Source organism: Xenorhabdus sp. SGI 60 (genome assembly GCF_056632175.1).
Map to the genome: position 1 here is coordinate 1,153,778 of NZ_CP196860.1, position 26,239 is coordinate 1,180,016.

26 protein-coding genes and 1 other RNA gene are annotated in these 26,239 nt (G+C 45.9%); 11 read left to right on the forward strand and 16 right to left on the reverse strand.

All coding sequences use genetic code 11. The annotated features are described in order from the left end of the window. Positions 1 to 8 precede the first annotated feature (8 nt). The 3 genes from ACSJJG_RS05500 to ACSJJG_RS05510 are packed head-to-tail and all read left to right on the forward strand — an operon-like array spanning position 9 to position 5,625. A complete protein-coding gene (locus ACSJJG_RS05500; RefSeq protein WP_282885496.1) occupies positions 9 to 3,299 on the forward strand; it encodes a TipJ family phage tail tip protein in 3,291 nt (1,096 codons plus the stop codon). Continuing rightward, positions 3,296 to 4,348: a hypothetical protein gene (locus ACSJJG_RS05505; protein ID WP_282885495.1), complete on the forward strand. Its 1,053-nt coding sequence runs from the start codon at positions 3,296 to 3,298 to the stop codon at positions 4,346 to 4,348. Before ACSJJG_RS05500 ends, ACSJJG_RS05505 begins: the two co-directional genes overlap by 4 nt. A gap of 17 nt (positions 4,349 to 4,365) precedes the next feature. Beyond that, positions 4,366 to 5,625 (forward strand): phage tail fiber protein, encoded by a 1,260-nt coding sequence (locus ACSJJG_RS05510; RefSeq protein WP_282885494.1) that lies wholly within the window; start codon positions 4,366 to 4,368, stop codon positions 5,623 to 5,625. 51 nt (positions 5,626 to 5,676) lie between these two features. Here the strand turns inward: ACSJJG_RS05510 and ACSJJG_RS05515 are convergent, their stop codons facing one another. Together ACSJJG_RS05515 and ACSJJG_RS05520 are read right to left on the reverse strand one after the other, a co-directional pair. After that, positions 5,677 to 5,799: a hypothetical protein gene (locus ACSJJG_RS05515; protein WP_262985625.1), complete on the reverse strand. Its 123-nt coding sequence runs from the start codon at positions 5,797 to 5,799 to the stop codon at positions 5,677 to 5,679. Positions 5,800 to 5,824: 25 nt separating this feature from the next. Continuing rightward, positions 5,825 to 6,169: a hypothetical protein gene (locus tag ACSJJG_RS05520; protein ID WP_189761386.1), complete on the reverse strand. Its 345-nt coding sequence runs from the start codon at positions 6,167 to 6,169 to the stop codon at positions 5,825 to 5,827. Between the two features lie 553 nt (positions 6,170 to 6,722). Between ACSJJG_RS05520 and ACSJJG_RS05525 the strand changes: the two genes are divergently transcribed. After that, entirely contained in the window at positions 6,723 to 7,508 is a 786-nt protein-coding gene (locus ACSJJG_RS05525) for a DUF2829 domain-containing protein (RefSeq protein WP_282885493.1), read from the forward strand. 417 nt (positions 7,509 to 7,925) lie between these two features. Here ACSJJG_RS05525 and ACSJJG_RS05530 read toward each other — a convergent pair whose 3' ends face one another. Then, complete coding sequence (locus ACSJJG_RS05530; RefSeq protein WP_189760701.1) at positions 7,926 to 9,020, reverse strand: site-specific integrase; 1,095 nt, start codon at positions 9,018 to 9,020, stop codon at positions 7,926 to 7,928. 229 nt (positions 9,021 to 9,249) lie between these two features. Here ACSJJG_RS05530 and srmB point away from each other — a divergent pair, with 229 nt between their 5' ends. Beyond that, complete coding sequence (srmB, locus tag ACSJJG_RS05535; RefSeq protein ID WP_481088720.1) at positions 9,250 to 10,590, forward strand: ATP-dependent RNA helicase SrmB; 1,341 nt, start codon at positions 9,250 to 9,252, stop codon at positions 10,588 to 10,590. A gap of 75 nt (positions 10,591 to 10,665) precedes the next feature. Here srmB and ACSJJG_RS05540 read toward each other — a convergent pair whose 3' ends face one another. After that, positions 10,666 to 11,703, reverse strand: coding sequence for a Tle-like phospholipase domain-containing protein (locus tag ACSJJG_RS05540; RefSeq protein WP_481088721.1), 1,038 nt, complete (start codon positions 11,701 to 11,703; stop codon positions 10,666 to 10,668). Positions 11,704 to 12,041: 338 nt separating this feature from the next. Between ACSJJG_RS05540 and ung the strand changes: the two genes are divergently transcribed. Further along, the gene (ung, locus tag ACSJJG_RS05545) at positions 12,042 to 12,722 is read left to right on the forward strand and encodes a uracil-DNA glycosylase (protein WP_481088722.1); all 681 of its coding nucleotides are present in this window, start codon (positions 12,042 to 12,044) and stop codon (positions 12,720 to 12,722) included. Between the two features lie 65 nt (positions 12,723 to 12,787). On the opposite strand, the gene grpE is transcribed toward ung, so the two are convergent. Next, entirely contained in the window at positions 12,788 to 13,369 is a 582-nt protein-coding gene (gene grpE, locus ACSJJG_RS05550; protein ID WP_481088723.1) for a nucleotide exchange factor GrpE, read from the reverse strand. A 124-nt stretch (positions 13,370 to 13,493) separates the two neighbouring features. Between grpE and nadK the strand changes: the two genes are divergently transcribed. The 3 genes from nadK (at position 13,494) to bamE (ending at position 16,635) form a co-directional block, all read left to right on the forward strand. Further along, positions 13,494 to 14,372 carry an NAD(+) kinase gene (nadK, locus tag ACSJJG_RS05555; RefSeq protein ID WP_481088724.1) on the forward strand — a complete coding sequence of 293 codons (879 nt, stop codon included), beginning with the start codon at positions 13,494 to 13,496 and terminating at the stop codon, positions 14,370 to 14,372. A 132-nt stretch (positions 14,373 to 14,504) separates the two neighbouring features. Next, positions 14,505 to 16,178: a DNA repair protein RecN gene (recN, locus tag ACSJJG_RS05560; protein WP_481088725.1), complete on the forward strand. Its 1,674-nt coding sequence runs from the start codon at positions 14,505 to 14,507 to the stop codon at positions 16,176 to 16,178. 112 nt (positions 16,179 to 16,290) lie between these two features. Beyond that, positions 16,291 to 16,635: an outer membrane protein assembly factor BamE gene (gene bamE, locus ACSJJG_RS05565; protein ID WP_189760706.1), complete on the forward strand. Its 345-nt coding sequence runs from the start codon at positions 16,291 to 16,293 to the stop codon at positions 16,633 to 16,635. Positions 16,636 to 16,686: 51 nt separating this feature from the next. Here the strand turns inward: bamE and ACSJJG_RS05570 are convergent, their stop codons facing one another. Then, entirely contained in the window at positions 16,687 to 16,980 is a 294-nt protein-coding gene (locus ACSJJG_RS05570; protein WP_481088726.1) for an RnfH family protein, read from the reverse strand. After that, positions 16,973 to 17,407, reverse strand: a complete 435-nt coding sequence (locus ACSJJG_RS05575) for a type II toxin-antitoxin system RatA family toxin (RefSeq protein WP_481088727.1) — start codon at positions 17,405 to 17,407, stop codon at positions 16,973 to 16,975. Before ACSJJG_RS05575 ends, ACSJJG_RS05570 begins: the two co-directional genes overlap by 8 nt. 157 nt (positions 17,408 to 17,564) lie before the next feature. Between ACSJJG_RS05575 and smpB the strand changes: the two genes are divergently transcribed. Beyond that, complete coding sequence (gene smpB, locus ACSJJG_RS05580) at positions 17,565 to 18,047, forward strand: SsrA-binding protein SmpB (protein ID WP_047768254.1); 483 nt, start codon at positions 17,565 to 17,567, stop codon at positions 18,045 to 18,047. A 51-nt stretch (positions 18,048 to 18,098) separates the two neighbouring features. Then, positions 18,099 to 18,462, forward strand: a transfer-messenger RNA (tmRNA) gene (gene ssrA / locus ACSJJG_RS05585). A 96-nt stretch (positions 18,463 to 18,558) separates the two neighbouring features. Here ssrA and ACSJJG_RS05590 read toward each other — a convergent pair. The 9 genes from ACSJJG_RS05590 to ACSJJG_RS05630 form a co-directional block, all read right to left on the reverse strand. Next, a complete protein-coding gene (locus ACSJJG_RS05590; protein ID WP_189760710.1) occupies positions 18,559 to 19,176 on the reverse strand; it encodes a BRO-N domain-containing protein in 618 nt (205 codons plus the stop codon). Positions 19,177 to 19,966: 790 nt separating this feature from the next. After that, the gene (locus ACSJJG_RS05595) at positions 19,967 to 20,383 is read right to left on the reverse strand and encodes a type II toxin-antitoxin system HicB family antitoxin (RefSeq protein WP_481088728.1); all 417 of its coding nucleotides are present in this window, start codon (positions 20,381 to 20,383) and stop codon (positions 19,967 to 19,969) included. 53 nt (positions 20,384 to 20,436) lie between these two features. Then, positions 20,437 to 20,610, reverse strand: a complete 174-nt coding sequence (locus ACSJJG_RS05600; RefSeq protein ID WP_481088729.1) for a type II toxin-antitoxin system HicA family toxin — start codon at positions 20,608 to 20,610, stop codon at positions 20,437 to 20,439. Between the two features lie 136 nt (positions 20,611 to 20,746). Next, entirely contained in the window at positions 20,747 to 20,830 is an 84-nt protein-coding gene (dinQ, locus tag ACSJJG_RS05605; RefSeq protein ID WP_481090383.1) for a damage-inducible type I toxin DinQ, read from the reverse strand. Between the two features lie 28 nt (positions 20,831 to 20,858). After that, positions 20,859 to 22,496, reverse strand: coding sequence for a hypothetical protein (locus ACSJJG_RS05610; RefSeq protein WP_481088730.1), 1,638 nt, complete (start codon positions 22,494 to 22,496; stop codon positions 20,859 to 20,861). Then, entirely contained in the window at positions 22,483 to 23,028 is a 546-nt protein-coding gene (locus ACSJJG_RS05615) for a baseplate complex protein (RefSeq protein WP_481088731.1), read from the reverse strand. The genes ACSJJG_RS05610 and ACSJJG_RS05615 overlap by 14 nt, the downstream gene beginning before the upstream one ends. Then, positions 23,000 to 23,668, reverse strand: coding sequence for a hypothetical protein (locus ACSJJG_RS05620; RefSeq protein WP_481088732.1), 669 nt, complete (start codon positions 23,666 to 23,668; stop codon positions 23,000 to 23,002). The genes ACSJJG_RS05615 and ACSJJG_RS05620 overlap by 29 nt, the downstream gene beginning before the upstream one ends. A gap of 64 nt (positions 23,669 to 23,732) precedes the next feature. Then, a complete protein-coding gene (locus tag ACSJJG_RS05625; protein ID WP_481088733.1) occupies positions 23,733 to 24,353 on the reverse strand; it encodes a tail fiber assembly protein in 621 nt (206 codons plus the stop codon). After that, on the reverse strand, positions 24,353 to 26,233 hold the full coding sequence (locus ACSJJG_RS05630) for a phage tail-collar fiber domain-containing protein (RefSeq protein WP_481088734.1): 1,881 nt from the start codon (positions 26,231 to 26,233) through the stop codon (positions 24,353 to 24,355). Before ACSJJG_RS05630 ends, ACSJJG_RS05625 begins: the two co-directional genes overlap by 1 nt. Positions 26,234 to 26,239 lie beyond the last annotated feature (6 nt).

Below are 26,239 nucleotides of genomic sequence, written 5' to 3' on the forward strand. Positions count from 1 at the left end.
GGTGAACTATGGGAAATCATCTTATTCAGGGCAGCAAGGGCGGCGGTGGCAGTCCGCGTACCCCCGTTGAATCACCGGATTCACTGCAATCCACCTCGTATGCCAAAATCTTATTAGCATTGGGGGAAGGGGAATTCGCAGGTGGACTGGATGGCACCAATATCTTTCTGGATAACACGCCGATTATTGGTCCCGATGGTCAGGCTAATTTCGAGGGGGTGAAGTGGGAATTTCGTCCCGGCACCCCGCACCAGGATTACATACCGGGTATGCCCGCAGTGGAAAATGAACTGACCGTCGGCACGGAATTAGTCGAGTCATGGGTCAGATCGGTCACCAATACCCAATTATCCGCAGTGCGTATCCGGTTATCGTGGCCCCAGTTGCAAACCCAAAAAGAGGATGGGGATACCGTCGGCTATCGGATTGATTATACCATTGAAGTTGCTACGGATGGCGGTTCGTATCAGGAATTACCCACGCTGGCTGTTGATGGCAAGACCACCACGAAATACGAACGGTCACACCGTATTGACTTACCTAAAGCGCATTCAGGCTGGCAGGTGCGTGTGCGTCGTCTCACCCCGAAACAGAACAGTAACCGGATTGCCGATGCGATGGTGGTTGAGGCCATCACTGAGGTGATTGATGCCAAACTCAGTTACCCCGAAACCGCACTGTTATTTGTTCAGTTTGATGCTAAACAGTTCCGCAATATCCCTCAAATCTCATGTGAACCGAAGATGCGTGTTATCCGCGTGCCCGATAATTATGATCCGGAAAGTCGCACGTATTCGGGGGTATGGCAAGGTACATTTAAATGGGCGTGGACCGATAACCCCGCCTGGATACTGTATGACCTGATGATCAATGACCGGTTCAGTATTGGCACACGGGTTAAGACGGAAAACCTGAGTCTGGCAAAATGGGATTTATACCGCGTTGCGCAGTATTGTGATCAGCTAGTGCCCGATGGTAAAGGAGGGCAGGAGCCGCGTCATACCTGCAATGTCTATATCCAGTCACAAGAGGATGCATGGACGGTACTGAGAGATATTGCCAGCATTTTTCGGGGTATGACCTTCTGGGCCAACAACAATATGAATGTCCTGGCGGATATGCCACGTGATGTGGATTATCTCTATACCCGCGCTAATGTGCGTGACGGGAAATTTGTATATGCCAGTTCCAGCGAGAAAACCCATTACAGTACGGCCATGGTGAGCTGGTCAGATCCCCAGAATGGCTATCAGGATGCGGTCGAGCCTGTTTTCGATAACCGGTTAATCCGCCGTTATAACGTGAAACAGGCGGATGTGACGGCAATCGGCTGCACCCGCCAGAGTGAGGCGATCCGTCGCGGTAAGTGGATATTGCTCACCAACGAATATGACCGGATGGTGACCTTTACGGTGGGACTGGATGGCAAGATCCCGTTGCCTGGATATATCATCGGGGTGGCTGATGAAATGTTTTCCGGTCGTGTGTTGGGTGGGCGCGTGAGTGCGGTGAATGGGCGCAATATTACCCTGGACAGAATATCCTCAGCAAAAGTGGGTGAGCGGTTAATCCTGAATTTGCCATCGGGCAAAGCGGAGGGGCGCACCATTCAGGCTGTGAACGGGCCGATTGTCACAGTGACCACGGCCTACTCAGAAACGCCGGTCGCCGAATGTATCTGGGCGATTGATGCAACAGATTTAGCTATCCAGCAATTCAGGGTGACGGGCATTAAGGAAGGTGAGGACGGTGTATCCTTTGAAATCACCGCGGTTGAACATAACACCGACAAATACGCCCGCATTGACACTGGCGCCCGTATCGAAGAGCGGCCCATTTCTGTTATTCCGCCTGGCGTTCAATCCCCCCCGAAAAATGTCTCTATTAATAGTTACTCGGTCGTCAATCAGGGCATTGCTGTCACCACACTGCGTGTAACGTGGGATGCGGTGGAGAATGCGATTGCTTATGAGGCAGAATGGCGGCGGGATAATGGTAACTGGATATCGGCACCCCGCACCTCGACGCAGGGATTTGAGGTTCCAAACATTTACGCCGGTCGCTATCAGGCACGTGTCAGGGCAATCAATGCCGCTGAGATATCCAGTATCTGGGCGAATGCACCGGAAACCCATCTGAAAGGGAAAGAGGGCAACCCGCCGACACCGTTAGGCTTCAGAACAACGCCGATTATCTTCGGTATTCAGCTCGATTGGGGCTTTGCTGCCCAGACCGATGACACGCTAAAAACGGAAATCCAGTACAGCCGGACTAATGACGGTGAGGGATTGATGTTATTGGCCGACATTCCCTACCCACAACGCACGCATACTATGCAGGGACTGGCGGCAGGGGTGGCATTTTGGTTTCGTGCCCGCCTAGTAGATAAATCCGGCAATCAATCCCCGTGGACAGAGTTTGTCAGGGGTGAATCGTCCGATGATGCCAGCTGGATTATTGATGCAGCCGGTGACCAGTTCTTTTCAGCTCAGGCCGGAAAACGCCTGCAATCCGACATGAATTGGAGCAATGAAACCGCCCTTATTCTCGCCGACGCCCAGCAGCAACTATCCCGAGAGCTGATGGTGCGCGACGGGGAGAATAAAGCCAAAATCAGCGAGCTATGGCAGGTCAGAGTGACGGACAATGAGGCGTGGGCGCAGAAACTCACGGAATTGCGTACCAATATCGGGAACACTGACGACAGCGTGAACCGGATTGCAGCGGATATAATAGATAATAAGCAGGCCATATCCAATACGCAGAAAGCGGTCGCTGAATCAACGCAACAGTTTCAGGTGCAGTTTAAGAACCAACAGGCCATCATCAACAGCAAAATGCAGGCGGAATTTAACCAGTCCGGTAACGGTTATGCCATTCATAGTGTGAATATCACCATCAAGCACAATGGCCGGAATTACAACGCGGCGGGCATGGTGATTAGCGGTGAAGTGAAGAACGGTAATCTGGAGTCGTATATCGGATTTTCTGCCAATAATTTTGCGTTCTATAACCCCGTTAACGGCAGGATGGAACCGTTTATGGTGGTTAAAAATGGACAGTTGTTTGTCAGAGAGGCGTTTATTGATATGGCGAATATCAGGCAACTATTGGTTGGACTGGATATTAAATCCACGAATTACATTCCCAATCAGCGGGGCTTTCGGATTGACGCTAAAACTGGATACATTGAGATAAACGGTTCAGGAAATGGTTACCGGGTGCAGATCAAAGATTCAGGCTGGTATATGTTTGACAACAACGGCAGGGCAATCATTGAACTGGGGGAATTCTTATGAGTGGTTACGGGCTGAAAATTGTCAATCCACACGATGGAACGAGTTTTATTTTTAATGAGAAAACAACACCTGCCAGCCTGGTATGGACTGATTATGTCGCCAAAAATACACCGGGGATTCATCAAAGCCCGACTGACTGGCGGCATTATGAATGGGAGTGTCAAATCAAAATCCCGGTGGGCTATCAGGCACATGTCTATCCCGTTGGGTTCACAGAATTTCATCAAGATCGCTCAGGAAATGGATTCAGATTAACGGGGTTTTCTGAGCGAATTCGGTTCTCTCAGAATGGGGAAAACGTCATCGTCGATGGCCTGAGTTTACAGAATGTTTTTGATAATTGGCTCACGGAGCTGATAAAAATTATCGCGTACCCGCTGATGTTGGGTGGCAGGGCGGGATTAAAAATATTAAACAACAGTAATTTTAATACCAGCGTTCCGCCTGCCGGATTTGGTTATGTTTCCCATAAAGCGCGTGTGTATATACAGGGGCGATTTAACCCGGCGTCAATAGATCCCAGACTCAATTACGGAAATTGTCTGATGTTTTTTTACAATGAAGACCCGGCGTGCATGTTGGTTCACCGAGAAGGTTATTACAGCTGTAACAGGTACGATGGCGGTGACAGGGCGGGGTGGTATCGGGTTGTGGTTTTTTCTGACATCGGCGTTAAGGAGCGGCTCGAAGGTAAGGGATATGGCCTTAAACTTAGAAACAAGGACGGGGTTATTACCTTTAACTCCGGCGTTGGTGTGCTGACCAAACCCGTAAGTCTGGATGTCAGCAACAGAAAGCTGGGTGACATCATCCCCACAGCGGGGATACAACGCCCGATGTTGGTGCCTGCCTGGATAGGACATCATCTGTGGATGGACGGGAGTACCGCCTACAGCCGAGATTTGTCACTGACCTGCAATGGGGAGGGGGCGTTATTTGTTGGTTCAGGAAGGAGCGCATACCATAAGGCGAGCCAGTGGGGAACGACCAACTATACCACAAAACAACCCATTCTTATCTTGGACGCTGCCAGTTATTTCAATTTCTAATTTCTCAGGAACACACTATGCTCTATGAACAAGGCACGATTTCCACCGTGTCCGGCTCGGCTATTGTCCGCGGTACGGGCACCAAATTTATCTCGAACATTAACGGCGTTGCACCCGGACAGATTATATTGATCCAGTCCGGCAACGGTAATTTAATCTACATGATTCAGGCGGTGAACTCGGATACCGAACTGGTACTGGCTAGTAATGTCGCTGTCACCCTGAATAACACAAAATACCAGATTCAGGTTACCGTTCCTGATTCCGCCTCCGATGCCGTCCGGCATATTGTGGCCAACACCACCTACGTCACTCAATTTCTCCAGAACATGGACAAATGGATGTCACAGAATGGTGTGGTTGATGTGACCTTACCGAATGGACAGACCGTGTCATTGCAGTCTATACGGGCATTACAGGCGGCGATGCTGGATAAGAATAAAAACGGGGCAGACATCCCGAACAAATCGGAATTTGTAAAAAACCTTGGTTTGGTAACTCAGCAATGGGTAATAGATAATGGTTCTGGGTTTATCCAATATAAACCAATTGCTCCGACCGCCCTTACCGAGTTCACGTCGTGGATTAAATCGTTACCGAATGGTGGACATGCATTCCGTTTTGGAGCGCATGACGGGGAAATAGGTTACAAATGGTCATGTGGTTATGTAACACGAGCGGGGGATACATGGGCTGGATTCGTTGCACACTATAATCGGGGTGTTGCAGTCGTCCATGGTAGTGATGATGGTGGTTCTACAAAAGTGAGTTATTTGTGGACTAATAAAAATGCATGGAAAGATAGTAACGGCTACCTGAGAGCATCCTCCCCTCTCATCCAAATCTACCCCGATGGCAAGTTCACCACCAACGACGAATCCGAGGGGGCTACCGTCACTAAACTCGGCATCGGTCATTATCAAATATCTGGTGTGCTGGGCTATAACGCTGACGGGGCATGGGGTGTTCACGGCGGCATCTCGTCGCCTAAGAACAATAACGGACTGGAACTCATCTATATTGATGACCAGGTGCAAAAGGACGGTTGCATCACCATCAAGACATTCCACCGTCAGCACACTCATTTACCTAAGCAGTTCCAGAACAAGCGGATAAAAGACATTGTCGATGGTGAAAAGGTCTACTATGCCGATGCTGAACCTTGTGATATTCCCGAAGGCTGTCGATTAGATGTTCGTGTCCAGATGCCGGAGGATTCGGTGTGGAATTTGAGGCAGGGGAAGGTGACAGAGGATGGTGAACAGGTGACATGGTAGATGAATAAGCAAAAAGCCACCATAAGATGGCTTTCTGCAAGGGTATTTAATTCAGGCAACTTTATGATAAGTTCGTGCTAGTACTTCTTCTTTGCGAGCATATAATTCTGTTACAATTTTATCTAATCGCCTTGAAAGTGCTAGCATTTTATTAATGCTCTGTTGTTTGGTCATTGATAGTCTCCTAGGTATATTTATATTAGTATAGCGGTGATTTTTTCAACATCATTGCACTATTAGCACACATTTCTGGATTTTTAATTTTGATATCGTTTATTAGCATTTGTGCAATTAACAGGATTTGCTGAAGATTAAGATCGTCATGCTGTTTAGCTTCATGGCTCAGTTGCGAGACGATATCAGCCAAATCATCTAAGGATGGGTCAGTTATTTCATGTAATTTATCAATCCCTAGCTCAGCAAGACTTACAGTCACAAACTCAACTAAACCAGCTACAGCTTTCTTTATGCCATATAGCTGTCTTTCCTGAACAGACGCCTGAGCATCATCCTTAAGTACTGCATTATGAAATTGATGGGTCACAAATTATACTCCATATATAATACTTGACAATGTATTTTGCAAGGTATGTCTGGTAAATAATCATTAACTACGCATCCAATAATGAAAGAGGTGAAACAACACCAATGAATTTCAATCAACTGATTTTGTTTAATTTAACTTCTAATGAATTTAAATTCTGCAAACTTATATTTGTCAGTTACTTAACAGATTATTAACTAATATTATGTTTGTAGCTTACCTCTTTATGCTCAAGCGTTCAGAAACACTACTATCATCCTACTAAATAATGCTACTAAGCATCACTTCGCGCCTGTGCAGGGCATCATACACTACATTACTTTTATTGATATTTGATAGGAGATTGTCTGATTTTTGAGATAACTGCCATAATTAATTCACACAGAACTAAATAAAAAATATTATTTCAACTCAAAACTGTATCACTAGTTATATTATTGCCTTGTACCCACTTGTCCCACTCCCCACACAATCCCCATCAATTTATTCAACTATCCCCATTCGTTAATATATTCGGGCTGTCCAGCAATTAATAATTAAACAAGGAAATAGTATGTCTGACGTTATTAAGCCCGAATGTGAATGTCCATTCGATCCAAAACAATATCAGTGTGATTGCTTTATTGCCCCAGTAGGTTCTTTCTCTTGGGCGTTGATTCAATTAAAACTTCGCAAACGTGTTACCCGTTCTGTCTGGGGTGACAAAGGAATGTATCTGGCGATTACACCACGTGTGAGTAACTTAATCGTAGAAGAAGGCAGTGCTTACGCGGTTGATGGTGTAGCGGTTGGAACTCAGTACGATTATCTGACACACATTGATCTGCGCAATGAACACGGTAACTTCGTACCGTGGCAACCGACACAGGAAGATATGATGGCGTGTGATTGGGAGTTTGTGGAAGAAGAGGCGGCGAAGTCTGAGATTAAACCAGAGACATCAGAATATAATTTAGTCTTTGATTTGACTACCTCCCAGAAATATACAAACGCATATGGAGGTGATGTAGCAAATGGTAACTTAGTTAGGATTGAAGATAATATAGGTAATGATCCAATTTTTGCTTTTTATTTTGAAAAAAACTATAACGCAATCACTGTAAATTTTTCACATTTAAATCTAGCAAACGATATGGAAACATTAAATAATATAAGAGCGAAGCTACTAACAATTACTGTGGATGGAACAAAATATGAACTCGGGTATCCTATTGAAAAAACAGATTGGCCTCAACCTATTTATATTCCATGGTATAAAGGTAGCGATGTGGAAAAAATTTCTAACCTGCTAAAACAAGAAAATAAAAAATTCCGTTTCCATCTCAACTGGCATGATTAATCTTTTTAGGCTGCGCACCGCGTGGACTTCCCCAACCCCTTGATCTCCTTAATTTCCGTTTTTCTGACAGAAATAAGTAAAATCAAAATGTTACGTTAAATAGGATAATTATCCTATTTTAACCCCTTGATTTAATTGAATTCCGTTCCTGAGCAGGAATTAAGCAAAATCAACGACTTAGATAAAGGTGGGATTCCTCACCTTTAACCCGTTACTCGCTGATCACGTTATTCGTGATGCGTCACGATAAATAAAGGCCATTGATTCTTCCGTTTCAAACGGAGGTATGGAATTAACTGTAGGAATTACTTTAGTTTAAGGAGTCACTTTACTGAGCATGAGGGCTACGGAACTGTAGGGGATTCCTCTGTAGTTGATTACCCTGAGAGTTAAAGGGCCGACTGCAGCCCCTCCATGTTACTCTTCTTTCTTCTGCATGAGCTTATTGAATTTTTCATGCAGTGATTGTGGGTACAGTTCTGTGTATACCTGCCATAATACATCCAGTGAACGATGCCCTGTGACTTGCGCGACCTCTTCAATGGAAAATCCCGCCTCAAACAAACGACTGGCTCCTTCTCGGCGTAGGTCGTGGTAGCGGAGGTCTTCGATGCCAAGCTCGACACATGCTTTATGAAAACCCTTGGATATACTTCTCGTATTATAAGGAAATATCAGCCCACTATCAGATTTAGGCTGTCGTTGAACTATATCCCACGCCTCCCCAAGTAAGGGAACGAGCATATGATTGCCGACTTTCTTTCTGGGGTCTTTTCTGTCTCTTACGAGCACAGACCTCTGCTTCTCATCAATATCATCCCACCTGATTTTACATACCTCCCCAATGCGCATGCAGGAAAGTATTGAGAAATTCAATATATCCTCGTAAGGAATATTACTTGTCCAGTGGCTGCCTCGCCTGCGCAGCACCTCCATTAATCTATCTAACTCCTCGCGTTCTGGTCTTCTGCTGCGTCGTTGGCTTTTACTGATTAATCCCATTTGGGTTAAAACTGAACGAGCTTCATGTGCGGGATTCGAGGTGTAGTCTATACCATAGACAGGCTTGGCTGATTTTAGGACAGATGACAAATAGACGACATCATGATTAATTGTGGCGGGGGTAGTCCCTGTAGAATGTCGTTGCTTGCAATGTTCAATAATATGGCTGACCGAAAGCTCAGTTAGAATACGTTTTGCGAGATCACTCTTTAACAACGAATTCAATACATTTTTCTTATCTCTTCCTGCCTTTCCACCCAAACCTGGATCATTGATATATTTATGCAATAGAGCACCAACTGTAAAATCTTCGGTATCATTCTGTGTAGGGACTCCATTTTGTTCTAACTCAGCCACCCGCTGAGCACCCCATGTTTTGGCATGAGAGTGTTTTCCAAATGTACGGTTCTCTCTGTAAATGTATTTACCGCCAGACTTAACACCGACAGTGCAGCGGTAACGGACAGTGCCATCTGCGCGAGGGCGCTTTTCTATGCTATAGTAGGCCATCTGTGATGCTCTCCAGTTCAAATTTTTCACGACATAAAGGGGTGCCATTAGGGGTGCTGATAATCCCAAAATAGCCTAAAAAACCCTTAAATGCACGAAAATCAGCAAAAATAACAACTCAGGAAATTCAGCATAATAGCGAGCTATGGCGGGAGTCTGGCGTGTTATTTGGGTATTTTCTTTTTTCGTTTTACCGATTTATAATCGGCGGCCCAAACAGAGGTATATAATGACTGCGACAAACTTTTCCGAATTCGAACTTGATGAATCCTTGCTTGAAGCACTGAACAACAAAGGCTACGAACACCCGACCGCCATTCAGGCGGCAGCCATTCCTGCGGCGATGGACGGACGTGATGTATTAGGCTCAGCGCCGACCGGTACAGGTAAGACCGCCGCTTACCTGCTACCGGTTCTACAGCATTTACTGGATTTTCCTCGCAAAAAATCGGGACCTCCACGCATCCTGATTTTGACGCCAACCCGTGAATTGGCAATGCAGGTTGCCGAGCAGGCGAAAGAATTTGCGGCCCATACACATTTGGATATTGCCACCATTACGGGTGGTGTAGCCTATATGAATCATGCCGAAGTATTCAGTGAGAATCAGGATATTGTTGTCGCAACGACAGGGCGTCTGCTGCAATACATCAAAGAAGAAAATTTCGACTGCCGTGCAGTGGAAACGCTGATCCTTGATGAAGCTGACCGCATGTTGGATATGGGATTCGCCAATGATGTCGAAACGATTGCAGGCGAAACCCGCTGGCGTAAACAAACCTTGTTATTCTCCGCAACCCTTGAAGGGGAATCCATCCGTGATTTTGCCGAGCGCCTGTTAACTGATCCTATTGAAATTGATGCCGAACCTTCTCGCCGTGAGCGCAAGAAAATTCAGCAATTTTATTATCGTGCTGATTCGTTAGAGCACAAAACAGCCTTACTGTGTCACCTTCTCCAACAACCTGATGTGACTAAGTCCATTGTTTTCGTACGCAAACGAGAGCGTGTACGTGAGCTTGTCGACTGGTTGAATCAGGCAGGTATTCAAGCCGGTTTCCTTGAGGGTGAAATGGTGCAAGCCAAGCGTACCGATGCCATAAGACGCTTGAATGATGGCAAAGTCAAAGTTCTGGTCGCCACCGACGTTGCTTCCCGTGGATTGGATATCGAAGATATCAGTCACGTCTTTAACTTTGATTTACCTCGCACCGCAGATGTTTACTTACACCGAATTGGGCGTACAGCTCGTGCAGGTCGTAAGGGAACCGCCATTGCTCTGGTTGAGGCACACGATCAATCTCTTTTAGGTAAAATCAGCCGTTACCTCAAAGAACCTTTGAAAATACGAGTGGTTGATGAGCTTCGCCCGCAATCCAAAGCGCCAAGTGAGAAAAAGAGCAATAAGCCATCCAAAAAAGTACTGGCAAAACGTAAAGAGAAGAAGAAAACAGAAGAGACAAAGAAAAACCGCGTAAAAGTTCGTCATCGCGATAGCAAGAATATCGGTAAACGCCGCGCTCCTTCTGGCAATCCCAGACCAGGATTAACTGAATCTAGCAACGATTAACTCATAACCGATCGTAGAACATGGGCGAAGCCATACAGTGAATTCGCCCAAGTTCCGCAGACTGAGCGCTAAATATTACACAGCATAATGCTGCTCACTTTGCTGCGATGTGATATCTGTAACATCCGTTGACGCCAACATGGTATTCCCATTGTTCAGCCAAGGCTTTTGCTCCGCCATCAATTCGAGGACAGCTTCCAAAAAATGGGCTTTAAAGGTATGAAAACCATATCGATTGAGCAGAATAACATCCCATATACTGTCCAACTCATATTCATACTTAAGCTCTATGTTGTGTCCCATCGGTTGACGAAGCGGTAATGTTTTTTGCAAGTTACCCAACCAATCATGTTGGACGGTATAGTGGCGTATCAAACCGCTATCAGCCAATTCACGAGCAACGTCGGGTGATACTCCCATATATTTCAATGTAGCATCAGAAACACTAACAGAATTGTAAATAACTGCTGGTTTTCCTGTTGCCAATGCAGCCACTGTTGCTAATCCGCCTCCCAATGAATGCCCGGTGAAAATGATGTTTTCACCAAATACTTCTAACGCCTTATGTGCCAATTCCACGGCTTGATTATATTGCTTTTCATTGTAACCAAGCCCTTGACGAATACTTACCATAAAATCCTTTAATTCGTTCGAACCTGTAAAAGAGACAATATATAGTCCCTTATTATGGTATATACCGGCCTGAAACCCTGTTGAATAATCATTCAGAGTGTCAGGATCAATCCCTAATTTTGATAAATCCTCATCAGACAGGCGCACATAATCGCCAATCCCTAAACTAGTTTGTCGATAAACATCACGGGTAACCAGCGTCAAGGTATAATCGGCCAGTTTAGATTGTTTTCCCGCAATATCATTGGCTTTCAATTCAGGAGCTGCCATCGTGCTGGCATTTAAGTTATTAACCAATGATTGATAGAGCGCATTAACCTGCTTGGTATTTTCTGAAAATGAAATACTTGGGGAAGAAATGTGATCAACTTTGTCAGGTGGTGATTGAGCTGAAGAATGAGGTTGAGGTTGTAGCGCATTTCCTTGTAATGAATAGATCCCTAAGCTACTGAAAAAATCGGTATTAACTAATAAAGTCATGAAATTCCCCTACAGATTATTTAAATTTGGTGTGGTTTAAAAGCCCCAACTCTCTATCGGCAGAATTTTTAACAAAATTAAAACAAATTTAATCCATAATTAACAAAATTAATTCCCATAATTAAAACATGGAAAATAAAAAAGGGAGTATTGATTCTCCCTTTGGATTTTTTTTATAGCAGGATTGAATGAAATTATTTTCATATTTTTTCAAAAAAATTTATAAAAATAGATTTTCATCCTGAGAATTAAGCTTAGATTGGGATCTGAGGGTTTCCCTATCTCAAGGGAATCGGTAAGCTTAAGTCATCTAATAATCATCTAGAAAGGGATTGGCTATGTCCGTACCTCTCACATGGCACGATGTCATCGGCAATGAAAAGAAACAGCCTTATTTTGTTGATACATTGGCTTATGTTGCCAATGAACGTCAGGCGGGAAAAACCATTTATCCGCCTCAAACAGATGTTTTTAATGCATTCCGCTATACCGAATTGGCTGATGTAAAAGTCGTGATTTTAGGACAAGATCCTTACCACGGCCCGAATCAGGCCCACGGTTTGGCTTTCTCCGTACAGCCAGGTATTCCTGCGCCGCCTTCTCTGGTCAATATGTACAAAGAACTGGAATCGGACATTGCTGGATTTACTCGACCAAATCACGGTTGCTTGATCAGCTGGGCAAAACAGGGCGTATTATTGCTTAATACCGTACTCACCGTTGAGCGCGGTAACGCACATTCTCATGCTCATTTAGGCTGGGAAACGTTCACTGACAAAGTCATTGCAGCAATCAATGAACATCGCAACGGAGTCATTTTCTTGCTTTGGGGATCTCATGCCCAGAAAAAAGGCCATTTCATTGATATCCGACGCCATCATGTATTCAAAGCCCCCCATCCTTCACCTTTGTCTGCCCATCGTGGTTTCTTAGGCTGTAAACATTTTTCACAGTCCAACAACTTATTGGAATCACAAGGATTATCTCCTATAGATTGGGAGCCTCAATTACCCCAATAACCGATTTTGCCGACAAAAATGCCGCCTTTCTCATGGCGGCATTGCATCACGAGAGACCGTAACCTTTATTTAGAAACAGCAACCATTGCAGGACGCAATAGACGACCATTCAAGGTATAACCTTTCTGCATCACCAACATAACCTGATTAGGTTCATGCTGATCTGATTCCATCATGGTCATCGCCTGATGCACTTCTGGATTGAAAGGAACATTGGTGTCACAGACCACTTCAACGCCAAACTTACCCACTGAATCGATAAAAGATTTCAGAGTCAGTTCAATACCTTCAACCATTGGCAGTAACGCTTCATTGGTACGATCAGCCGCATCTAATGCACGTTCCAGATTGTCGATAACCGGCAGAAGTTCATTGACAAATTTTTCCAATGCAAATTTATGTGCCTTTTCTACATCCTGCTCAGTACGACGGCGAATGTTTTCGATTTCAGCACGTGTACGCAACAAAGCATCACGTTCATTAGTCTGAGCCTGTTTCAGTTGTTCTTCCAACTCAGCAACACGCGGATCAACAACGCTTTCAGTCTCTGGCGCATCTGCCTGTTCCGCATTTATTTGTTGCTCTAATACATTTTCTGTATTTTCTGCGACTTGCTCGTCAGGTACTTTTTGGTCTTTACTACTCATGAATATCTCCGCGTATTTTGTATTATCTTCGCCATTTGAGCTTATTATGGGGATCAAAATGCGGGATTCAAGGGAACAATCATTATTGTGAGGGCAAAACCATATGCTGAAGGAAATAACAGCAATGAATAATGAATTCAAATGCATCGGTATTGTCGGTCGTCCACGTCACCCTGAAGCGCTGGCCACCCACGAAATGCTGTATCACTGGCTGGTATCTAAAGGTTATTGTGTCATTGTGGATAGACAGGTCGCGAAAGACATTAATTTAAAAGACGCTCAGACGGGAGGATTGACAGAAATTGGTAAAATTGCCGATCTTGTGATTGTTGTCGGTGGTGATGGCAATATGCTCGGTGCAACCAGAGTATTATCACGTTATGACATTAAAGTCATTGGTATCAACCGAGGCAATTTGGGCTTTTTAACGGATTTGGATCCCGATAATGCTTTACAGCAGCTATCCGACGTTTTGGATGGCAAATATCGAGACGAAAAACGTTTTCTGCTTGAGGCACAAGTGACAAAAACTGGGCATAAATCCCGTCGTAGCACTGCATTAAATGAAGTCGTACTACATCCAGGCAAAGTTGCCCATATGATTGAATTCGAAGTATATATTGATGAACGTTTTGCTTTTTCTCAACGTTCAGATGGCTTAATCATAGCAACTCCTACTGGCTCAACGGCCTATTCACTGTCTGCTGGAGGACCGATATTAACCCCAAACTTAGATGCTATCGTGCTAGTGCCGATGTTTCCACATACGCTCTCGGCACGCCCTCTCGTTATCAGCAGCGAAAGTAGCATTCGCCTGAAATTTGCCCAAAACAGCAGTGACTACGAAGTCAGTTGTGACAGCCAGATCGTCCTGCCAATCCAAGATGGTGAAGAAGTGATCATCAAACGCAGTGACTATAATCTGCATTTAATTCATCCAAAAGATTACAACTACTTCAATACACTGAGCACAAAATTGGGCTGGTCGAAAAAAATGTTCTAAAAACAAGCTTTCCTACTTTACTGTATAAAAAACCAGTTTATACTGTATGGAAGTACAGACATGTTTTTATGCACAGGAACATGTTCTTATACAGTAACGTGTTTATATACAGTAAAAAGAAGGAGGAGCACGATGCTGACTCAATTGACCATCAGTAACTTTGCTATCGTTCGCGAACTTGAAATTGATTTCCGCCCAGGAATGACGGCAATCACAGGTGAAACCGGAGCCGGTAAATCCATCGCGATTGATGCATTAGGTTTATGTCTTGGCAATCGTGGCGAAGCTAACATGGTTCGCCCGGGTGCTCCGCGTACCGATCTTTGTGCCTGTTTTTCACTGGCTGATGCACCTTCTGCCCGCAAATGGCTTATAGACCACCAGCTTGACGGAAGTTTTGACGATGACAATGAGTGCTTGCTGCGTCGTACAATTACTGCTGATGGGCGCTCTCGCGGTTTTATCAATGGCACAGCTGTACCACTTTCTCAATTACGTGAATTAGGTTCCCATCTCATTCAAATTCACGGACAACATGCTCACCAATTATTGTTAGAAAATCGTCACCAAAGGCGCTTACTGGATATTTACACGAGCGATTTCGAACTTCAGCAAGAAATGAAACAGGCTTACCTAAAATGGCGCCAAAGCTGTCAGGCTCTCTCCCAATTCCAACAACAAGCTCTTGAGCGTCGCTCACGTCAGCAATTGTTGGAATATCACCTGAAAGAATTGGACGAACTGTCACCACAGCCAGGTCATTATCAAGAACAAGATAGTGAATACAAACGGCTGGCAAATTGCGGGCAATTTTTGTCCGTCAGTCAAAATATCCTCCAAATTTTAAGTGATAATGATGAACAGAACATTGTCAGTCTTCTTAGCTATGCCCGCAGTGAACTGACAGAGCTTGCCAGCATGGATCACAAACTCAGTGGCCTGCTTAACATGCTGGAAGAGGCTGCTATCCAAATCAATGAAGTGAGTGACGAGTTACGTCATTACAGCAACCAACTGGAACTGGACCCCAATCGTTTATTTGAACTGGAACAGAAAATTTCCCAACAAATCAGCATGGCCCGTAAACACCATGTTGCGCCAGAAGAGTTACCTGCATTACATCAACAATTGTTGGAAGAGCAATATCAACTATCCCAGCAGGAAAATGATTGTGCCCATCTCAGTGAACTTGTCAGCTTACATTATCAACAAGCCTTGACTGTGGCAGAAAAATTGCATCATATTCGCCAAAAATATGCCGCAGAATTGGGCCAACTGATAACAAACAGTATGCACCAACTTTCTATGCTTCATGGCCGTTTTACCATCGATGTTACCTTTGAAGCAGAACATTTAAATATTGATGGAGCCAGCAAAGTTGAATTCAATGTCACAACCAACCCTGGCCAACCCCATCAACCACTGGCAAAAGTGGCATCAGGTGGTGAACTTTCCCGTATTGCACTGGCAATCCAGGTCATTACGGCGAAAAAAATGGAAACCCCTGCGCTGATTTTCGATGAAGTTGATGTAGGTATCAGCGGTCCAACAGCGGCCATTGTTGGGCGTTTGCTACGTGAATTGGGGGAATCCACCCAAGTTATGTGTGTCACCCACTTACCTCAAGTCGCAGGGTGCGGGCATCAGCATTTTTATGTCAGCAAGCAAACAGACGGCGAAGAAACAGAAACCCAAATGCAACTATTGGATAAAAAAGCACGACTTCAAGAACTGGCGCGGCTTTTGGCGGGGAGTGAGGTTACAAAAAATACTCTGGCTAACGCAAAAGAGCTGTTAGCGGCATAAATTGAGACAACTTTCTTGTATAATTGCAGTCATAGGTAAATGCGTAGAGGTTTTCAACCTCTTCAATGTTTATTATTATCGACGGCCTAACGCCTAAAGGAATGTAATTACTATGCGCTGTAAATTGTTGACTGCCGCTACTGTATCACTTGTTATGCTGACTGCGGGTTGCTCCATGTTTGAGCGAATTGTTTATCGTCCTGATATTAATCAAGGGAACTACCTTACGCCGGCTGCGGTATCAAAAATCCATAAGGGAATGACTCAGCAGCAAGTTTCTTACACTTTGGGAACACCAATGCTGACCGATCCATTTGGAAGTCAAACTTGGTATTACGTATTCCGCCAACAACCAGGCCATGGGAAAACAACTCAGGAAACCCTGACACTTACCTTTGATAGCAAAGGTGTGCTAACTGATATCAAGGATGAAAAATCACTGCCAGAGAATCAGTAAGATGTGTGTTTTATTTATTCGCCAGTAGAAAATCTGGCGAATAAACAGACATTATTGTGTATTATTTTTCGCGCGCTCTGCTCGTTTACGGCGCATTTCTTTTGGATCAGCAACCAGAGGGCGATAAATCTCCACACGATCTCCCTCTTCCAACGTTTCAGTCAGTTTGGCAGGACGACTATAAATACCAACTTTATTTTTAGTCAAATCGATATCATTACGTAATGTCAAAAGGCCAGACGTTACAATCGCCTGTTCGACGGTAGCTCCTTGCGGTACTTTCACATTACGCAGATATTGCCGTTCAGGCAGAGCATAAACGACTTCGATATTAATCTCAGACACTATAGACCTCACGTGCACGCTGGGTAAAAGCCTGAACCATATTCCCAGCCAGCTCTTTAAATACTTTGCCAAAGGCCAGTTCAATCAACTTGTTGGTAAATTCAAAATCGAGATGCAACTCAACCTTACAAGCATCTTCACTTAACGGAGTAAAATGCCACCCTCCCATCAATTTACGGAAAGGTCCGTCAACAAGCTGCATACTGATGCGTTGATTATCAAATAACGTATTGCGCGTTACGAACGTCTTACTGATCCCTGCCTTAGAAACCTCAACGGAAGCCGTCATTTCATTATTGTTACTGCTTATTACACGGCTACCTACACATCCTGGTAAAAAATCAGGATAAGAAGTCACATCGTTGACCAATTTATACATTTGTTCCACGCTGTAAGGTACTAGCGCAGAGCGACTAATCTGTGGCATATCATTTCCTGTAAAACATAACAGCGCTGAATAGTATCACTTAAACATGGTTAAATAAAAACCCGATAACATTTAGAACAATAAATGCGCACTTATCGCTAAATATCATACAGAAGAGATTTCTTTCACTAACGCATGCAGTATAATACAACGCATTATGACAAAGAAAAAAGCATACAAACCCGGTTCGGCAACAATTGCCATGAATAAGCGAGCCCGCCACGAATACTTCATTGAGGAAGAATTCGAAGCAGGCTTATCCCTACAAGGTTGGGAAGTTAAATCACTGCGTGCTGGCAAGGCTAACATCAGTGAGAGTTATGTTTTACTCAAAGATGGTGATGCTTATCTTTTTGGTGCCACGATTACGCCATTAAACGTTGCTTCTTCCCACGTAGTTTGTGATCCGACACGGTCACGCAAGCTACTACTTAACAAACGCGAGCTTGATTCACTGTATGGTCGAATCAATCGAGAAGGTTATACCATCGTCGCACTTTCCATGTATTGGAAAAATGCCTGGTGCAAAATCAAAATTGGCGTTGCAAAAGGTAAAAAAGCGCACGATAAGCGTTCAGATATCAAAGAACGTGAGTGGAAATTAGACAAAGCGAGAATTATGAAGAATTCTGGGCGTTAATCGCTGGCATTATCATCCAATATTCTGATATACTTAATGCTTATTATACTTGGGGCTGATTCTGGATTCGACGGGATTCGCGAAACCCAAGGTGCATGCCGAGGGGCGGTTGGCCTCGTAAAAAGCCGCAAAACAATAGTCGCAAACGACGAAAACTACGCACTGGCAGCTTAATAACCTGCGCAGAGCCCTCTCTCCCTAGCCTCTGCTCTTAGGACGGGGATCAAGAGAGGTCAAACCCAAAAGAGATCGCGTGGATGCCCTGCCTGGGGTTGAAGCGTTAAATCCAATCAGGCTAGTTTGTTAGTGGCGTGTCTGTCCGCAGCTGGCAAGCGAATGTAAAGACCAGACTAAGCATGTAGTACCAAGGATGTAGGAATTTCGGACGCGGGTTCAACTCCCGCCAGCTCCACCAAATAAAACAAGGGGTTGCGTGAAAACGCAGCCCCTTTTTGTTTGTCCATGTCCACTTTACGTCCACCCATTTTATTTTTATGGGCACGCATGGACACTAACGAGATGTTAAAGCATTCACCAGTTTTAATTTCTCAGTAGCAGTCATTCCATTGATTAATTGCCTTACATCACAAACTCTTCTGTCTTCATCTTCAATTTGCAAATAGTGGCTGAATAAAAGGTCTACTTTAAATGGCAGGCTTGGGCACTGAGCGTTATTGCATAAAGCAAAAATTTCTGATTTTTCGCGGTGATAATATTTGACGTCGATAATACTGGCTGGCTTCTGACAGCATGGACAAATGATAGATTGTTCCAGAGAAGCAACATTCTTTTTACTTATGTAGCTACCTGTCTTTCTGATTGCAGGCAGAACTACACTAGTAACCCACTTACGAAAACGATGGGGTAGCGTTCCTGTCTTCACGGCATCACGACAGCGAATGGTCAGAAAGTACATTCCTGATTCATTGATAATGTTGACTTTACCCTGACGCCCTATGTTAAACATAGACCGTTCATCGCCATCTAATCTATCAATGGCTTGTGTCACGTTCTGGATATTTAATGCAGAACAAACATCTTGAGCAACAAACCACGGGTTACCACTAATATTGAGGGTTCTAATGTTATGAGATTCGAAAACGAATGGAACTACTAATTGATTAGCCATTACTGACTCCTTACTTTTCTTTGAGAGTTAGATTCACCATTAAAAATATGGTGTCAGGAGGCTCAAAACGGTAGTAAGAAACCGCGGACGTATTTCCCTTGCGGGTGTTGTATTAGTCGCCCTCCCGACATTGAGTCGGTAAGATGATAGCCGAATAGCTACCACTAAAAATTAGGCATAAAAAATCCAACACTGACGGGGTTGGTTTTGGCCGCTTACTTGAGGTTTTGAGTCCTCGTGCAAAAACGATAATGAATTACTTTCAGAAAATCAACTACATTTTCTTACAAAGAAAAAAATTTCAGTTCTGCACTCCCACAAAGCCGCACCAATCCTGAATTTTCATAGTTACGTGGCTTTGTTTTGTGATCCACTTACCCCACGTAAAATAGAATTCTCCTTTAATATCATTATGTTGATATCCTCTCCGCGATCCAGTCTTTGATTCAAGAACTGAAATTTCCTGAAAATCTTTTCACTCCTTTCAGTTCAGGATTTTTCCCATGCCGCCCGTGCTGGCGCGCTCTGGCGATACCGTTTGTAGTATTTTCAAACTGAAATAACTTTTTGATCCAAAACGTGCAGGCGGGCGCGGTGTAGTCCGTTTTACGTGGGGTTTCCGTTTATTTCGTGGGGATTCGTGGCTTATGCGCGATGTGGTGACGTGATCCAAATAAACCACATCAGGGCGGTGAGTTGATAGGTGAATGGCTTATAGTGCGTCTGATGTGCTTAATGAAGGAACGTAAAAAAGGCCACGATTTACGCAGCCTTTGAGGAGTGATCATCTTTATAGGATAGACACGGTTAATTGATGCCCGATAGCCGTCGCAGCCTTAGCGACCGTATCAATCTTAGTCGAGTGATGCAGGTCAAACAGGCGGGTGACTTCCTGTTTCTTCACGCCCATACGCTGGGCTAGCTCTGTTTGCGTTAAACGGGAATCCACAAACGCATTGAGCATCAGCACCTTTGAGGCCACGCTCAAGGACACATCAACATAATCATCACCTGACTTTACCGGGCTGGGTGATGGGATTTTTTTGCTGTCTTCGAAGTAGAATTCGAAAGAGGTTATTAACGCATCAAGCGCCATCGCTAACGCTTCTTCCCGTGTTTCCCCTTGGGTTAAGGCTTCAGGGATATCCGGGAACGAGACGAAATAGCCGCCCTCTTCTACAGGTTCGAGTATTACGGGATATCGCATATATTTGATAGTAAAGCTGTGCGAGAACCCGCCTCTGGTGAGACGGGTTTTTATTACAATCCTAACTGCTTGATGATTGCTTTCCTCAGTGGTTCTTTTATCTCATGGCTGGGATGCCTTGGCATTACGCTCTGCTTCCCCTTATATCTCAGTTTCAGATGGTTTGTCCCGTTTGAAACTTCGACGCCCTGAGCTTCCAGCCACCGTCTAAACTCGCTTTGCTTCACCACTCCTCCATTCTGTTGAACATGCAAACATAGTAAACATTTATGCTTACCATGTCAACTTTTTTGTTTACTAAAGTAAGGAAGTGCAGATAAAAATAAAGCCCCGGGTTCAACGCGAGGTTTATCTACGTTTCCGTTATTTTAAAAATGCACGGATCAATTCTAAAAGCGCAATTAACGCCTTGAGAACGATGATAGCGGTATAAATACATGCTTTCACCCGTTGACTCCAATTAAGGAATAAAGATTCACCCAATCACAGGCGAATACTTCTGTTTCAGCTCATCGGATTTATAAGCGGTGTTCCTGATGGCGCTGGCGTTCTCCGGTGTGCCTGTGTTGTGATGGGTATGGGCGGCGGTCAGTTCGGCCAGTTCCTTCACCACATCCAGTGTCTCTAACATCAAGGTCATGACGTTAAGTTGCTGGCTGCCCACCCAGACCACCGGCGCGACAATCTCTTGTTTAGCCCCCGCGATGCTTTGCTTAAGCAGGCCGATTTTCTCAATCAGCTTTTGCCCGACGTCAATATGAGCCGCTTTCCCCACACTGGCGATAAAATTCGCTGAGGTGGCCAGGCAGTAATCCCCGTCTGCCACCTGCTGGACAGCGCCCGCCAGTAAGGTAGATGTACCCAAAACGGTAGTCTTATCCGTAGCCTGAATGGTGGTATCACGGGTGACCACGGTGCGCGTTTCCGTGTCTGCCTTGACTTCACGGTGCATGGACGACTCATTAATGGTCTGGTCAGTCTGCCTGATCCAACTGCCTTCTTGTGTGACCCGTTGTGACACTTCCGCCCGCTGCTGCTGCAATTGTTCACCCGGCTTAATATCGGGCAGGGTATTGCCCTGGCTTAAGGTCTGGCGGATAAAGGGCTTGTCCGGTCGGCCACCTTCGAACGCAATTTCAACCACGGTGCCAATGGGCGGATACTGGAACATGCCCGATTCAGCGCCTGCCATCGGCAGGGGCAGCGGCACAGCCCGGTAAACCGGGGCGGCGGCATCCTTACCGTTATCATCCAGCAATTGCACATCCACCGCATAGCGTGGCCGGAACGGGTCAGCCATATCACCACTGACCGTATTTTCCGTGTGCGCCTCAATACGACCAAATTTGGGCAAGTGCGTGCCCGCCGATAATTCCGGATAAACGGCATCAATCTGGCGTTGGGCAGGGGTTTTGTCCGCGGGCTTCCCGTTAGGTAACCAGGTGATGGTCATGTTTTCATTGGTCAGATTGACCTTGCTGAGCCGTTGCTGATTGATCACAAAACCCGGCCGCAGGGATTGGATCATCGGAATCGTCATGCTATTGCCCGCCGACTGTTGCTGGCTAAATTCATTGGGGATCTCAACGGGCTTACCCTTAAACATCGAATGCGCCCAACTCCCCAGATAGACCGAACCCTCCGGCAACTGATGCCAGATATAATCCTCAATAGCAAAGACCTGCCCCAGATTTGCCAGTAGCTGGTAGCCTGTGCCATTGTGCGTGTAGTGCGGGACAGGCTTATCCGTGTAAGGGGCGTCCGGTAAGGTAAACGTCAGCCCGCTGTGCGTCTGCAACCAGCCCGCAATCTGGCGCAGGGTGGGATGCTGAAACGAGCACGGCCACGCTTTATCAAACACGCCAACCAGTTCACGCACAAACAGACGCTGGTAACCGTTCTGGGCAGGCTGTGAACGTTCCACATAGCCCGTAAACCAGCGCAGCACCAAATCCGGGTAGCCCACATCAAGGCGCACCAGTTTTCCGGTGTAATCGGTGGTGGTTTCTGCCGTCATGAAGCCTCGACCACAGGATGAGAGTTCCAGCATCAGATTGGCATCCACCAGGTGGATCTCATCACCCGACAGATAAAGCCGGTTAAGGGGTTTCATTGGCGGCCCCTATGCTGTCATTAATGGGCTTTAACACCTCGCGTTCAAACCAGCTTAATTTTTCTGGTTCTTCCCTGGCGGCTCCGCTTCCCTGTTCGGTCTGTTTCTTGGCCTGAATATTGCCGGTTGCACGGGCATCGCGTTTTTCAGATACGGATAAATGCTCCCGCAAGGTAAAGGTGACCTGCCAGGCCTGTTTACCGTCTACCTTGCTGGCATCAATCGTGCCCGTAAAGGTACTGATACGAAAGTTAATGGCCTGGGCGGTCAGGTTAGCGACCCGGTAGCGTTTCAGGTTACCGCCGTCTTTGGCTTCCGCCAGAGCAAACAAACGGGACAGGGTTTTCTGCTCGGTAAAGGGAATAATGCCCGTAATGCGCAGTTCTTTCGGCTTAATGCCCTGCTCGGCGACGGCGGTGCTGGATGACTGCCCGCTTTGGTCTTGATCCTGAAACATCATCGACGGTGTCACGGTCAGGCTTTTTAACGGAATAGCCTCGCCATCAAGGGCGAGGGTGATAATCTGGCTCATGCGATAATAGCATCCTTTCTAATGGGCGGAGCTCGTCTCCGGCAAACAAGATTGCCAGGGTATAAACGGCGTCGGGTTCAGGGATATTCTGGCACAATTTTTCCGCCAGATGTGTGCCGTTCCCTTTCCCGGAGAACGCCCAGACGTCGGCGGATTTTCCCTTAAGCCCGTTCATTGCCTCACTCATTTGCTGCAAGGCCGACTGGCGGGCGGTCGTGAATACCGCTAACTGTGACTTTATTCCCGCAATACTGCTGCCTGCACGGGTCTGCGCTTTGGCCTGTGCGATTAATTGCGCATTGACGACCAGACGGCTGGTTGCCGTTGACAAGGGTTGTGGCAGCGGTAGCCCACCGCCCGGCTTGCCCGGCAATTGCATTTTGGTGATAGCCAGACTGTCGGCTGTAGTTGCCATGCGCTTGACCTGCGCAAAAACCGGAAGCGGCAAGACCGATGAAAACTGCGTGAGGTGCTGCATAAACTCTGTGTGCGTCTTGGCGCAGACCATCAGCACCAGACTGTTGATATTGCCTGCGCCCGTGAGTTTCGTCGCCAGCGTGTCAATGGCGTTCGCCGGGCTTAAGTAACTGCCACTGTCGGTCTGTTGCCCGATACCATAAAGAAACGGGTGAACGGGCACAATGGCGGGGGATGTATCCCCGACAAATCCGGGGACAGTTGTAGGGTTTTACGCTGCCAGTACATTATGCGGGTTGCTCCGGCCAGTCAATATGAGCGACATTTGACACATCCAGGCGTATCAACATGACCAAGTATTTTTTCCAAGCCAGCAAGGTCTGTTCTTCGGCTTCGGTCGCCAGCCCGGTATCGACAGCATATTGTAAAGGCATAATGATTTTTTCTGCCTGCTCGCGCAATTCTTCCCGGCGTTTTTCCGCCTGTTGCACATCATGACGCTGTTTTGCCCTGGTATCTGTTACCCACTTTTTACCCTCCCATTTATCAAACGGGGTTCGGGGTTCAAGTAACGTCAAATCAATGGCGAGTTCCCCTATTTTCTGTATCTGTTGCGGTGCCTGGGTTTTGATATGGTAGGCCGTTTTGCCACGATAATCGGGCACCTGCAGCCAGCAGGTTTCATCAGGGGAACGGATCACCGCGATATCATCTGCTTCCGGTAATTCTGGTTCATCTAAATACGCATCCGAAACGATGGAAAAACCGACAGGCACACTGTCATACGATTTACCTAAAAACTCGCGTGTCTGCGCATGGCAGTGATAAACCTCTACCCAGCCCGCTTCAATTGCCAGTCCATGATCATCAAATTCCGCCATCGGAATATGGGTTGTGTATTTTGCCATTAGAATATCCTTGTAATATAAATCACTGCCTTGTTAATGGGGCGGTTTTCGTTTGCTGTTGGGACAACGCGTGACGCATCAAAGGTGAATGTGATTGAACCACCGCCACTTCCCGCAGAACGGCCGCCATCTTTAAATGTTGAAGCAAATGCCCCATCACCATACCCCCCTCTCTCTACCGTGGGTGAACCCAAACTACCCGTAATATTCCGTATAGTATCTCCCTGAACCGTGCCCAATTTACGCCCCGGATCAAGTCCCCTACTGATCCCGCCCATGGTATCCAATCCACGTTTAAATAATCCCCGATCATCAGGCAACCGCCCACTGGGAAACACTTTCAATAATTCTGGATATTGGGTTTTATCAAATTCTCGCCCGTTATTTTCCATAAATCCAAGCGGGATCAGTGCCTCGGATTGCCATTCAATCGTGGCACCAATGGGAACTCCGAGAATTTTTTGTTGTTCAATATTTCCATTTGAATTCAAATACCGTGTGTACAATGTCGCATAGGCATCAATCCAGATTTGTCCTACATCACTATTGATAAAACCCATACTAATTCCCCTGACCCACTCGCCTTCTCTACCACAGGCGAACGGTCCTATGTAGCTGCCATCAGGAATATGAGTCATAGACTTGGTTTGAGGAAATGCGTTCACATCCCATGCATTCAGTGTGATATCCCCCGTTAATAGCTTATTATTAATTCTCCGGGTAGTCGGAACCGCATTTTCTGCTTTTTCTACTGTTTTCGACAAACCCAGTTGCCGAACAAACTCAGATTTATTGAAAATATCTGCACCGTTTGCGGATTTAGCCAGACGGCTGTTGGCATTGTCACTGACTGCATTCATTGCGGCATTGGCGGCATAGTCCCCCTTCGGTTGTTTTGCATCCAATCCATTTAATACTTCCTGCCGTGTAGCATAATCCCCTTTGGGTTGTTTTCCACTCAAACCGCTGGATAACGCGGCTTTCGTGGCATAGTCTTGCTGAACCTTACTCAATGCTTTTTGTAGATCAGCAATATCTCGGTCGCTTAATGTTCCTTTATTACGTAAATCAACCACATTGCCATTATCATCAATACGAGCAATGGCAAACACATAATGCGGGTAGCCCGCTGCATCAATGTAGTTTTTTAGTTCGTTAGCTGCCGTCACCTTAACCACGGTTTTCCACTGGCTCACCAGATTGCCCTGATAGCTGAAATCGGCATACACGCGGGTATTGCGTTGACTGTTAAGCGTCTGGTCAAATGCCAGCAGCCCACGCAAGCCGCCGACATAGGCCAGCCCTTTTTTCACCAAGTATTGGTCACCGTGGCGCACCACGGCAAAGCCCTCACCGAAAAATGCGGCCTCGCCGTAACTGTCGGTATTGATCAAACGCTGCATCTCGTCGATACCGGATAAACGGGCGGTAAAATCAATCTGCCATGTTTCGGCGGTCGTAGTGATAGCGGTTTCAATCGCCGCGCCGTCAAACTCCAGCAGGAACGAGCGGGTTAAGACATTGCCCTGCAAGCCGTTGGCGGTCTTGATTTTCTTCTGGGTCGGGGCATGGGTGATCATCCCAATCACACCGGAAGCCTGATTGATTAAGCCAATCCAGTTAAAATCAAAATGGCCGACTTCCGTCCCTAATGTGACGCTGTAGGCCACGGCGTTCTCACTGGCCAGCCCGGTTTTATTGACCGCCTGACGGTGTACGATGTGGTTTTGTGCAGGTAATTTCTCATCACGGTTGATGGGTTGAGTGGGATCTAAATCCGGCACATTGGCAAAGACAAATTCATCCAAGATGACAGGCTGATTTGCAGCAACCTGCCGGGCTTTCCATTTTTCAAAGTCCAGGGTAATGACTGAGGCCATGTTTTA